The sequence below is a fragment of the Xanthomonas sp. LMG 12462 genome (assembly GCF_009192885.1).
Taxonomy (GTDB): Bacteria; Pseudomonadota; Gammaproteobacteria; order Xanthomonadales; family Xanthomonadaceae; genus Xanthomonas_A; species Xanthomonas_A sontii.
This window is the reverse complement of record NZ_NMPP01000019.1, coordinates 34,159-46,906: the sequence shown is the minus strand read 5'-3', so window position 1 is coordinate 46,906 and position 12,748 is coordinate 34,159. Positions and strand designations below refer to the sequence as shown.

Here is a 12,748-nt window from a genome sequence, read left to right as displayed (position 1 = left end):
TGAGATAGCCCCCTGATTCCCCGGCCCCGTCCTGTCGCTTATCTTTGGAGATAGGAACAGGACTGTGCATATGACTAGGCATACGGAGTCAGTAGAGGTAGTGGTGAAGGACCAGCGCCGCAGGCGCTGGTCCCTGGCCGAGAAAGCGGCCCTGGTGCGGCGCACCTACGAGCCGGGCATGAGCGTGTCGCTGGTGGCGCGCCAGGAAGGTGTCTCGGCGGGGTTGCTGTTCCAATGGCGCAAGCTGGAACGTCAGGGCGCTCTGACCGCCGTGTCCGCAGGTGAAGCAGTGGTGCCGGCCTCGGAGCTGGCAGCGGCCCGGGCAGAGATCGCCAAGCTACAGCGCGTGCTCGGCAAGAAGACCCTGGAGAACGAAATCCTCAAGGAAGCCGTGGAGTACGCCGCCGAAAAAAAGTGGATTGCGCGCTCACCCTTGTTGCCCGGGGACGAGCAGTGAAGACGGTCTGCCGGACGATGGGGATGGCGCGCTCACACGTGCGCGAGCTGCTGGCGCGCGATGAAGCATGGACCGATGGCCGCAGGCACCGTACGCCCTGTGGTGATGCCGAACTGCTCGCTGAGCTGCGGCAGGAAATTGCAGAGCTTCCCAGCTACGGCTACCGGCGTGCCTGTGCCTTGGTCAACCGCCAGCGCGCTGCGAAGGGTGCTCCCAGAGTCAATGCCAAGCGCGTCTATCGCGTGATGGCCGGGGCCGGCCTGCTGCTGCCCAAGGCGCCACGCCGACGCCAGTCCGCCCGCACTCATGAGGGCAGGGTGGCGGTCTCGCGCAGCGACCTGCGCTGGTGTTCTGATGGCCTGGAAATCAAGTGCGACTCGGGTCAGACTGTGACGGCTACCTTCACCAAGGACTGCTGCGACCGCGAGGTCATGGCCTGGAGGGCCTGGGAGGGCAAGGGGCTGCCCGGCGAGCCGGTACGCGAGATGCTCATCGAAGCGGTCGAGCGTCGCTTCGGTGCAGTAGAGGCGGTGCCGGCAGGCCAGGAGTTGGAGTTCCTGAGCGACAACGGCGGGGCCTACATCGCCGCCGAGACGAGGGCGCTGGCACGCACGTTGGGCCTGAAACCCATCCACACGCCCGTGTGCAGCCCGCAGAGCAACGGGATTGCCGAGAGCTTCGTCAACACCTTCAAACGGGACTACGTGGCCCGCATGGACCTGTGTGATGCAAGGACGGTGCTGGCCCAACTGCCGGCTGCCTTCGAGCACTTCAACGAGGTGCACCCACACTCGTCGCTGAAAATGTGTTCGCCTCGTGAGTTCAGGCGGCAGCAGGCCGCCCGGGTGCGGCTGGAGCCATCGGTGGACCAGACGCTTTATTGCGAATAGGACGGGGCCGGGAATACGGGGGCAACATCAACGTGGTGGCGGTCATCATTTCGCAGAACCACCGAAGCGGCACTCATGAGCTGAGCACGCTGTCGGACGCTGACGCAGCGGCTGAACGAACGCTGGCCTTGAATCGTTCATCAGCAATGATCGAGCATTCGAGCGGAGTAGGGACGGCAAGTTTCTACGGCGGTGGCGTGGTCCGAGCGATCTTGCTCCAGCCATGGTCGAATGTGAACGTCCGGGCGTTGCCGACAGGGTTCTGGATTCTAAGCACGCGAGCTTGTGTCGGATCGGTTGCGTGCTCGACCACGTACAGCCAGTACGACTCCCCCTTTTCGCGTGCGCAGTCGAATTGCGTGTGTGACAGTCCCACGGGGCGGTCTGCCAAGGTACCCGTCATCGACTTCACTTCGACCCATCGAATCTGCTTGCCACCACTGTCGGCTTCGAAGAGGTCAAACCCCGGGTTGCCGTCTGGGGTGCGGCGCAGTACTGGCTCAAGACCAACAATCAGGTCGATTGCAAACCCCTCGATTTGCATACGTGTAGCGTGATCGAGACCGTCAGGATCGGGGCCGCCATCATCGGGGTGCGTGCCGACGTAGGAAATAAATGGTCGACCGCCTGTGTGGCCGGATGTTCTTTTTCCTTGACCGCTGCCTTTGCCGCCTACCTTGTGAGTGGAGGTGCCGTGGCTGGCTGAACCGCCGTACATGCCTGCATTGCCCTGGCCACCGCCGGGTGAAATCCCCGAGCCAGTGCGTCCTTGTCCAGCAGAGCTCGCGCCCATGCCCACTCCATCATCGTCGCTTGGTTCAGGAGTGCCTGAAGGAATATTCGGCATGTCATCGTCGTACAGATCCTTCGCGCTGTCGTACACGTCGCCATCGAATGGCTCGTCGATATCCGATTCAGATGAGGGCGATGGCTCGGGCGCAGATGGGGGATTAGTGATGCCCAGTCGGAAAGTCAGGTCAGCCACGTTGGTGATACCAAGTTTGCGCAGCAGATCGAGCGCAGCAGGATCGATGCCTGCCTCTTTGGCGAGCTGGTCGATGATCGGCGGCTTGAAGGCGATCTTTGTCAGCAGGAACGCGTTGGGCTTCCAGCCAAGGGTGTCGAACACAACGAGCCGAGGTGGCGCAAGCTCGCCTCCGGCGTTCGGCACCCAGGCGACCTGATTGAGCGTGCGGATGAAGGTGGCATCGAACCGGGCAGTCTTTGTCTCGTGGGAGTAGCCCCATTTGTAGGTTCCGTAGAACGCGGCAGTACCGCGCGCCTCCAGGTCAGCCAACGCTTCCCACAGCACCTTCACTCTGGCTGCGATCTCCTCGGGCTTTAGCGAAGGCAAGAACTCAAGCAACTGTGCCAGCCCCCTAAGGTTGAAGTCCTCCGGTTGGTTTTCCCAACTCGCACGCTCAAGACCTGCCTCTCTGCGAATCTGCGCCGTCTCCGACTGCCTCAGCCCCGACGACGTTGCTTCCGGCATGAGGTAGCGACTTGCCCCACACGACACCAACAGATCACGAATGTCTTCACCGCGCAGGCAGTCGTATTCGTTGTCGACGATCAAGATGCCGGGCACGCCAGCGAAGAGTTGCTGCAAGCGGTCAGTGGCGATGTAGATTTCGCTAGGCTTGGCAACGTCGGCTTTGCCATCGCCGGTGTCGACCACCATCACGAAGCTGGTATCGCGCAGGGCTGAGCGGAGCTTTTCCTTCTGCGCCGATGAGTCGGTGCTGAAGGCTGCCCGGATGCGTTCTATGTCGGCAGAGTAGGTGTCGTCGTCCACAGTCACATCTTGCTGCTGGTACTTCGGCAGGAGGTTCCAGATGACATCATCCACCGGGTCGGGTTCGGTGATGCCCAGCGAGATCAGGAACAAGCGCACTTCGGGTGTCGCGCATACCGCCCGGCACATCGTCGGGAAGCTGGTGGCGATGGTGCTGGGCAGGAAGGCTTTGGCCTTTCCATTCTCGCGAGCGACGACGTGCGTACCGTCATCGAGACGGATGAGCGGAACACTGTCCAGGTGACGACGCAGCGCCTTCTCTTGGCCGCTGAGGAATTCGTACAGTCGCAGCACCCACTCGTCGGACTGCGCCTCCAGGAATGGCTTGGTTAGGTTTGGCACGAGCTTTGTCGGCGTGATCTCGTCGATGTCGAGTTCGCGCATTAGGTACTGGCGAATCTCAGGTGCCTTGTCCTGAGTGATGTCAGCAGAAAGCCACGCCGCGACCTCCGAACCGAACAGTGACGCCACCTGTTCGGGGCTAAAAAGCTCGCGCAACTCTTGCGTTCGCGCCAGCTTGGCCTGTTGGGCAGTGGCATACCCGGCATCGAAGGTTGGAAGTAGCTCCTCGTCCCGAAACGCTTTCTGCACCGAATCAAACATTGGCGCGAACCGCGAATCCTTCGGGAACTTTTCCCGCTCAAGAGGCAGGCAGCGCAGCGCCGCGACATCCAGCATTGCCTCGTCTCGCATCCAGCACATCGTATCCACAAGCAGGGTCGATGTTTCCTTGACAAGACGCTGGTTCCACGGCTCGCCAATCGGGATGTTGTCGCGGCTTGGCGTGGTGCGATACGGCCCCTGCACGAGAAAACCAAGGTGGGTCTCAACCACCGTCGGAAAGAAGACCACCAACGGTGACTTGGCCAGTGATTGAACCGCCCAGGGATGAGCGGCATCTTTCACCGCAACCAACGAGAAGGCAATTTCCACCCTCCCAATCTTCAACCCCTCGGCAGAAAGTACATCGCGGTGGAACACCAACCAGTTCTGATCGACCTCGGACTTGCCGGTTTCTTGGCCGATCAGCGTTATGCGATGAACGTTGTCGCCAAGCCTCTCGGGCCTGTTGCGGAGGTAGAACCCTGCTGCGCCGCCTGCGACACTCCAGTTGATCTCTTCGATGTTCCGCAAGAACAGCAGTGCGCCAGGCCCTAACTGGCGGAAGCCAGCCGTGATGTCCTGCGCTGCACTTGTGTCCTCAGGTTTCAGAGGCAGGATGATCTGCGTTTCGTCCGCCGCGCGCGCGGAGCGCACCATCCGCTTCGGGAAGACGTAGTTCTCGATGGCGAAATCCTCGTCGCCAGAGTGAATCTCCGGTAGATCGGTAACGGTGTAGACGGATTTGAAGCCGAGGCCAAAGCGTCCGATGGACGCCTCGTTCTTGGTGCTCTCGGCAATGTCGCAGACGCTTCGGACATCTGCCTCGTCGAACGGCTTGCCGAAATGTGAAAGCGTCAAGCGGTCTTGGTTCAGCGTGAACTCAACTTTACGGGACCCGTGCCACTCGCCACGCCGACCGAGAGCGTCCTCGGCGTTCTGCAGCAACTCGAAAATGAAATGTGTGCGGTCGTCGTATAGGCCAGCGGCTAACCTGCCGGACTTCTGGGCACCTTTGGTGCCATAGCTCTCTCGGTTCTGCTCGCAAATTGCCTCGTAATTCGATGCCATGGTCGCTCCCTTTAAGGGCTAGGCACCGATTCCGATTTCTGATGCCATGCTTGCTCAAGTCTGCACATTGATGACCTATTGTGACAAGATACAGCAGCAACCCGAGAGGTGTAGATAACATGGAAAGCGGATGAGTGACCAACTGGACGAAATCCTCACGATCGATGAGGTTGCCGCCTATTTGAAGGCCAGCAAGCGTACGGTGTATCGCCTAGCGGCGAACGGCCAGCTGCCGGCTTTCAAGCTCGGCGGCACGTGGCGATTTCGGCGCGGCGAGTTGGACAAGTGGATCGCTAACCGCATCTGCGAGGCGGTGGCCGATGGTGGTGAAGGGGCGGAATGACCAGCGCTGCTCTTCAATCCAAGGCTAACCCGCAGCAGCTTGAGGCTATCCTCGCTACCGAGGGCCCGGTGCTCATCATCGCCGGGCCGGGGTCGGGCAAGACGTTCACGCTGGTGGAGCGCATCGTCTACCTCATCACGCAGAAAGGCGTCGTGCCGGAGTCGCTGTTTGTCGTCACCTTTACCGACAAGGCGGCGCGCGAGTTGACCACGCGCATCTCCAACCGGCTGACCGATCTGGGCATCAAGTTCAACCTGAACGAGATGTACCTCGGTACCTTCCACTCCATCTGCCTGCGGCTGCTGGAGGAGTTCCGCGAGTTCACCCGACTCAAGCGCAGCTTCACGCTGTTCGACCAGTTCGACCAGCAATACTTTCTTTACCAGCGCGTGAAGGACTTCCGCGAACTGCCCGAGGCTCAGCTCGTCATGGGCGATGACCAGACGGGCCGCTGGGCGCAGTCGGAAAACCTGCTCAAGTGGCTTAACAAGGTCAGCGAAGAAGTCCTTGACGCCGCCACGCTGGCAGCGGCCCCGGAGCCAGAGATCCGCGCGCTGGCCGCGTGCTTCGCCAAGTATCAGGAGCTGCTCCACGAGAACAATTCGCTCGACTTTTCCGGCATCCAATACGAGGCACTGCAACTGCTGGAGAAGCACCCCGAGGTGCTGGCGCAGGTGCGCGAGAAGCTGTCTTATTTGATGGTGGACGAGTACCAGGACACCAACACCATTCAGGAGCGCATCCTCCTGCTGTTGGCAGGCGAGAAGAAGAATCTCTGCGTCGTCGGCGACGACGATCAGGGCTTGTACCGCTTTCGCGGCGCAACCATTCGCAACATTCTGGAGTTCCCCGCACTGTTCGACAACGGCAAGTGCAAGCAGGTCAAGCTGACCGTCAACTACCGCTCGCACCCGGACATCATCCGCTTCTACAACGAGTGGATGAAGGAGCAGGTATGGGACGACGGCACTCGATCCTTCCGTTTCGACAAGCAGATCCTGCCGCGCGAGGGCGACTTCCCCGACGTGCCCACGGCGGTGCGGTTGGCCGCCAGCGACGACAAGGGCGACACCACCAACTGGCACGCCGAGGTGCTGGCCTTCCTCAACGGCCTGAAGGCGTCCGGTAAGCTGGCGGACTGGAATCAGGTGGCCTTCTTGTTCCGTTCGGTGAAGAACGACAAGGTGGTGGCGCTGGCGCGCTTCCTCGAAAACGAGGGCGTGCCCGTATTCTCGCCCCGCTCGAACATGTTCTTCGAGCGCAAGGAAATCCGTCTGATGGTCGGAGCGCTGATCTTCCTGTTCCCGCAGTTTCCGAAGGTTCGCGCGTGGGCGGAAGGCGTGCATCTGGACATCTGGGACTACTACGACCAGCTCTGCTTCAAGCCCTTCACCGACGAGCTGCGCAAGCCGGAGAACAAGCCGCTGCTGGATTGGGCGCGCCCGCTGGCCAAGCGCCACGCCGTGCTCACGCAGAACACCGACTACGCCTTCTCCGGACTGTTCTACCAACTGCTCCAGTTTCCGCTGTTCTCGCGCTTTCTCACAGAACAAGCGGCGCAAAGCGTGGACAAGGGTCGCGCGGCACGCAACCTCGGCACCTTCTCCAAGCTGCTCACCAAGTTCGAGTACCTGCACTTTGTCAGCGTGTTGAACCCGGAATGGCTGGAAAAGAATATCCGCGACCTGTTCAACCAGTTCCTGCGCTTCCTTCAGGACGGCGGCATCGGCGAGTACGAGGACGAATCCGAGTATGCGCCCAAGGGCTGCGTGTCGTTTCTCACCGTCCACCAGTCCAAGGGGCTGGAGTTCCCGGTCGTCGTCTGCGGCTCGCTGGAGGCGGTGCCCCGCAAGCAGTACGGCGCACTCGACGTGCTGCTGGAGGATGGCGGCTACCTCTCGAAGGAACGCTTCGAGCCGCTCGACCACATCAAGAACTTCGACTTCTGGCGGCTGTTCTACACGGCCTTCTCGCGTGCGCAGAACCTGCTGGTGCTGGCGGCGCAGGAAAAGCAAGGCCGGGGAAAGTCGCCGTCGAAGTATTTCGAGCGCCTGTTCCACGAGGTGCCGAGCTGGCGCGATGTCGATCTGTCGGCGCTGACCTATGAGGCGGTCAAGCAGATCAACCTCAAGCGCGAATACTCGTTCACCTCTGACATCAGCGTGTTCGAGAACTGCGCCGAGCAATACCGTTTCTTCAAGGAGCTGGAGTTCGCCGCCATCCGAGAAAGCCCGATGCTCTTCGGTACCTTGGTGCATCAAACCATCGAGGACATCCACAAGACAGTGTTGCGCGGCGAGGAAAGCACTATCACCTTCGACGGCATCAAGAGCTGGTTCGCGGCCAACTACGCCCTGTTGTCGAAGAAGGAGCGCGTGTACCTCGCGCCCAGCTCGCAACAGGCGGCGCTGCTGCATGTGCTGCGCTACTTCGAGCGCGAGAACGGCAATTGGGATCGCATCAAAGAGGCTGAGGTCGAGATTTCGCTGGTCAAGGATCAGTACATCCTCAAGGGCAGCGTTGACCTGATTCGCGGCGAACACGGCACGGTCGAGATCATCGACTTCAAGTCGGAGAAGAAGCCCGACATGGAGAAGGATCGGGAGCGGCTGCGCCAGTACCAGAGCCAATTGGAGGTGTACGCCCATCTGGTCGAGGAGCGCACCGGTCAGAAGGTCAGCCGGATGCACCTGTACTACACCGGCGAGGACGGCGGGAACCCCTACGTCTCCTTCAGCAAGGACGACCGCGCCATCGGCAAGACCATCGCGCGCTTCGACGACATCGTGGCGCGCATCGAGCGGCAGGACTATGGCATCGCGGCGCGTCCGGCCAAGCTGTGCCTGAGCTGCGACATGCGCGCCTACTGCGACAACAAGAATTGGAAATTCAGGAACAGCAACTGATGAGCAAGAACACCACCGCGCAGGAAAGCCTGCAACTGGCCACGCCCGATGGCGGCACCACCAACGTCGAGAAGTACGAGTTCGAGCCGATCAAGGGCTACCCGATGCTGAACTGGCGCGGCAAGCGTCCGTTCACCTCGACGCAGTATTACCCGGCGCAGTTGAAGGAAGTCCACGGTGAGGAAGTGGATGGCTGGCGCAACAAGATTTTCTGGGGCGACAACCTTCAGGTGATGAGCCACTTGCTAAAGGAGTTCCGGGGCAAAGTTGATCTGATCTACATCGACCCGCCGTTTGACTCGAAGGCTGACTACAAGAAGAAAATCAAACTCAAGGGGCAGATGGTCGAAAACGACCAAAATTCCTTTGAGGAGAAGCAATATGGCGACATATGGACTAACGATGAGTATTTGCAGTTCATGTACGAAAGATTTGCGATTCTTCGTGAGCTTCTTGCTGAGAATGGATCGATCTACGTCCATTGCGACTATCGGCGCTCCCACGCCTTGAAAATGACACTGGATGAGATTTTTGGTGCATCAAATTTCCAGAACGAGATAGTCTGGCGTAGAACAACTGCACGCTCTGGCAGTGGGGCATATAACCACATTCACGATTCAATTCTTTTCTACACAAAGACGCCAAAGTACGTCTGGAACCAGCAATACACCGCTTACAGCAAGGAATATCTTGAGTCCAACTTCAAGCCGGATGAGGCGGGAAGGTTGTACCGTGAAAGTCCTATTACTGCGCCGGGCTTGCGTAGTGGTGAGTCAGGCGCAACGTGGAAGGGTCTAAACCCCAGTGCCATTGGCAAGGGCAGGCACTGGGCCGTGCCATCGTTCCTTGAGCACCTTCTGACTGATGAAGCCAAGAGGAGCCCCCTGAAGGCGCTCGATGAACTTGAAGCTAAAGGGCGAATCCGCTGGGCAAGAGACGGCGAAGGTCGCCCAAATGCTATCCAATACATTGATGACATGCCTGGTGTTGAGTTGCAGTCGATCTGGACTGACTTTGTCGCATTGTCCAGTAACTCATTGGAATCCGAAGACTATCCGACCCAGAAGCCTGAGGAATTAATTGAACGCATAGTCAAGTCGTCCTCAAACACAAACTCACTTGTTTTTGACTGCTTTATGGGTTCTGGCACGACGCAAACAGTTGCCTTGAAGCTTGGTCGCCGCTTCATTGGTGCGGACATCAACCTCGGTGCGATCCAGACGACCACCAAGCGACTGATCGGTGCTGCGGATCAGTTGCGCCAGAAGTCACTCGACCAGAACACGAGGTACTTCACCGGATTCGATGTTTTCAACGTCAACCACTACGACGTGTTCCGCAATCCTGTTCAGGCAAAGGAACTGCTGATTGAGGCGCTGGAAGTTCAGAAACTCGAATTCAGCACCGTGTTCGACGGCGAAAAGGACGGGCGCATGGTCAAGATCATGCCCGTCAATCGCATCGCCACGCGCGCCGATCTGAACGAGCTGATCGCAGGCTTCGACTACAAGGCGTGGGAGCGCAAGAAGCACGAAAGCCCGAACCGTCCGGTCGAGAAGATCACCCTCGTCTGCATGGGCCACGAGCCCACCTTGCGCGCCGAACTGGAACTGGCTGCCAAGCCCTTCAAGATCGACGTGGAAGTGGTGGACATTCTGCGCGACAAGTCCGATCTGGAGTTCAAGCGCGACTCGCAGGCCAAGGTGTCCATCAAGAAGGGCGAGCTGGTCATCGAAAAGTTCTACCCGATGAACCTGCTGCAAAAGCTCTCGCTGCAGAAAGAAGCGGTCGAGGACTGGAAGGAGCTTGTCGAGTCGGTGTTGATCGACTGGAACTACGACGGCGCGGTGCTGCAACCGGCGGTGGTGGACATCCCCGGCAAGAACGAGATGGTCAAGGGCGCGTACAAGGTGCCGGAGGATGCAGGCACCATCCGCGTGAAGATCACCGACCTGCTGTCGGAGTCTTGGGAAGGGAGCGTGGCCAATGGCGACTAAACGCGCAGCCAAAGCGGTGAGCGCGTCGCTCGACTTCGCCTTCTTCCAATTCCTCTGGCAGTTCTATCAGGCCAACCGGGGCACGATCCGCCAGCACTACAAAGAGCTGACGCGCAAGTTCCTCGACTTTAACAACCCGGAGCACAACCCGAAGGCTTTCCTGCGCCAGCCGCAGTTCGAGGCGCTGGAAACCTACGTCTTCCTGAAGGAGTTCCTCGGCAACGCCAAGGTCGAGGAAATCTTCCAGCAGTGGTTCGAGAAGCAAGGCCGTTTCGCCGACCGTGGGGAGGGTGGTGTGGTGTCGGGCAGTGCGGGGCAAGTTGGACTGTTCGACAAGATCACTCAGGATCAGTACGAGGCCGTGTTCGCGGCGATGCGCAAGAACTCGCGCGCCTACCCAAACTACATCTTCGCATTGACGATGGGCACGGGCAAAACCATCCTGATGGCGACCTGCATCTTCTACGAGTTCCTGCTGGGCAACAAATTCGAGAAAGACGCGCGCTACTGCCACAACGCGCTGGTGTTCGCGCCGGACAAGACGGTGCTGCAATCGCTGAAGGAGATCGAGGCGTTCGACCTGACCCGCGTAGTCCCGCCGGAGTACGTCAACTTCCTGACTACGCACCTGCGCTTTCATTACCTCGAAGAAGCGGGCACCTCGCTGGATACGCTGGATCGTTCGCGGTTCAACATCATCGTGTCGAACACGCAAAAGATCATTCTCAAGCGCCAGCACAAGGAAAAGACTTCCGTTGACAAGCTGTTCGGCGCGACCGGTGAAACCCTCTTGACTACCGGGGTCTATGCCGACGCCGCCGACCTCTACAACTTCGACCAGCCGGAAGAAGAAGGCGAACTGACCACCAACCAGCGGTTTGAGAAGCTGCGCCGCTTGGAGCAGCTGGGCATCTACGTAGACGAGGCGCACCATGCCTTCGGCAAGGCGCTGGCCAAAGACATGGGGGTCGGCGCGAAGGAAACCGACACCAGCCTGCGCACGACCATCGACATCCTTGCCGCCAGCCTGAACGCGGCGGGTACGCGCGTGGTAGCCTGCTACAACTACACGGGCACACCCTACGTTGGGCGCGAGGTGCTGCCGGAGGTGGTGTACGCCTACGGCCTGAAGGATGCCATCGACAAGGGCTTTCTCAAAAAGGTGACGCTGCACGGCTACGCCAACACCCGCACCGACGAGTTTGTGGACATCGCTATCGAGAGCTTCCTGAAAGGATCGGGCGAGCTGCGCCCGGAAGGAATGCTGCCCAAGATCGCGTTTTTCGCGGCCACCGTGGAAGAACTGACCGAAGAGCTGAAGCCCGCCGTAGAACGGGCGCTTCTCAAACACGGCATCCCCACCTCGCGCATCCTGGTGAACGTGGGTGACAGCAAGATCACGACCAACGACGACATCCGCGAGTTCAACCGCCTCGACACCGAAGGATCGGAAAAGCAGTTCATCCTGCTTGTCAACAAAGGGCGTGAGGGCTGGAACTGCCGCTCGCTGTTCGGCGTAGGCCTGTTCCGCGAGCCGAAGTCCAAGGTGTTTGTGCTGCAAGCCGCCATGCGGTGCCTGCGCGCGATCGGCGAAGCCCAGCACACCGGCCACGTCTTCCTCTCGGACGGCAACCTCAACACCCTGAACGACGAGTTGCAGCAGAACTTCCGCATTAGCGCCGATGAACTGCAGACGATCGGCAAAGACAAAGAGCGCGTGAAAGTGCGCGTGGTCGAGCCACCCGTCAAGATCAAGCTGGTGCGTGTACGCAAGCAGTACCAGATGCGGGAGAAGCAGCTGGTGCCAGGCCAGGCCTTGGGCCTCGACCGCGTCAGTAAGGAAATGTGGGGACCGCTGGTCGAGAAGTACCGACTGATCGAAACGCAGCAGGATGGGCTGACCTCCGCCGACGCGGCCCGGGCCTCGGGCAGCCGCACCTTCGACTTGACCGACCGGCGCGTGAAGCGCAAGTTCTCGCCGCTGACGCTGGTTGCTGAAGTGTCGCGCTACTTAAATCGCACCCCGTTGGAGATTGAGGAACTGCTTGATGCCACGAAGGAGGGCACTGCGGAGCTGGTCGCGATCACCAACGAGTTCAACGAGCTGCTGTATGACGAGATCATCCCGCGCCTGTTCCGCCAGCTTTACGACCTCGACGAGTCGCAGCAAACCGAGGAGCATGAGGTCGATCTCATCAAGCTGCCACCGAACGGCTACTACGAGGTGTCGGCTGTGAAGGACAAAATTGTCCGGATGGGCGACACGCAGATCAAGGATCACGAGCGTGCAAAGAGCTTTCATCTCGACACTTACTGCTTCGACTCGGGCTCGGAGAACTGGCTGTTTTGGGACCTGCTGCGCGAGCAGCGCGTGAAAAAAATCTACTTCACCGGCATGCTTACCCACGGGCAGTCCGACTTCTTCATCCAGTACATTGATCCGGACTCACGTACCGTGCGCAGCTACTATCCGGACTTCATCTTCCAGCGAGAGGAAGCGGACGGTAGCTTGAAGTACGTGATCGTCGAGGTCAAAAATGACTCTCAAATCGAAGACGCGGTGGTGCAGGCCAAGAAGGACTTCGCGCAGCAGATCGCCGTGGCCAGCGGCATGGAGTACAGGCTTCTGAAGTCCTCAGACGCAGACAAGCGTAACTTCCGGATGCTGCTGTAGATGGTTTATTCAGGG

6 protein-coding genes are annotated in these 12,748 nt (G+C 59.6%); 5 read left to right on the top strand and 1 reads right to left on the bottom strand.

Features of this window, described 5'->3' with window-relative positions; all coding sequences use genetic code 11:
* The first annotated feature begins 70 nt into the window (after positions 1 to 70).
* Positions 71 to 1,347, top strand: a protein-coding gene (locus tag CEK69_RS06465) for an IS3 family transposase (protein ID WP_226975063.1) whose coding sequence is annotated in 2 segments (ribosomal slippage) — positions 71 to 401 and positions 401 to 1,347 — 1,278 coding nt in all. Because the reading frame shifts where the segments join, the coding sequence is not laid out codon by codon here.
* A gap of 184 nt (positions 1,348 to 1,531) precedes the next feature.
* On the opposite strand, the gene CEK69_RS06460 is transcribed toward CEK69_RS06465, so the two are convergent.
* Positions 1,532 to 4,813, bottom strand: coding sequence for a DUF3883 domain-containing protein (locus CEK69_RS06460; RefSeq protein WP_152244522.1), 3,282 nt, complete (start codon positions 4,811 to 4,813; stop codon positions 1,532 to 1,534).
* Positions 4,814 to 4,943: 130 nt separating this feature from the next.
* On the opposite strand from CEK69_RS06460, the gene CEK69_RS06455 reads away from it, so the two are divergent.
* From CEK69_RS06455 to CEK69_RS06440, 4 genes are read left to right on the top strand one after another with little or no spacing between them, the layout of a single operon-like run.
* Positions 4,944 to 5,156 carry a helix-turn-helix domain-containing protein gene (locus CEK69_RS06455; protein WP_152244521.1) on the top strand — a complete coding sequence of 71 codons (213 nt, stop codon included), beginning with the start codon at positions 4,944 to 4,946 and terminating at the stop codon, positions 5,154 to 5,156.
* Positions 5,153 to 8,062, top strand: a complete 2,910-nt coding sequence (locus CEK69_RS06450; protein WP_152244520.1) for an ATP-dependent DNA helicase — start codon at positions 5,153 to 5,155, stop codon at positions 8,060 to 8,062. The genes CEK69_RS06455 and CEK69_RS06450 overlap by 4 nt, the downstream gene beginning before the upstream one ends.
* Positions 8,062 to 10,059, top strand: a complete 1,998-nt coding sequence (locus CEK69_RS06445; protein WP_152244519.1) for a site-specific DNA-methyltransferase — start codon at positions 8,062 to 8,064, stop codon at positions 10,057 to 10,059. The genes CEK69_RS06450 and CEK69_RS06445 overlap by 1 nt, the downstream gene beginning before the upstream one ends.
* Positions 10,049 to 12,733 (top strand): TnsA endonuclease N-terminal domain-containing protein, encoded by a 2,685-nt coding sequence (locus CEK69_RS06440; RefSeq protein WP_152244518.1) that lies wholly within the window; start codon positions 10,049 to 10,051, stop codon positions 12,731 to 12,733. Before CEK69_RS06445 ends, CEK69_RS06440 begins: the two co-directional genes overlap by 11 nt.
* Positions 12,734 to 12,748: the final 15 nt, after the last annotated feature.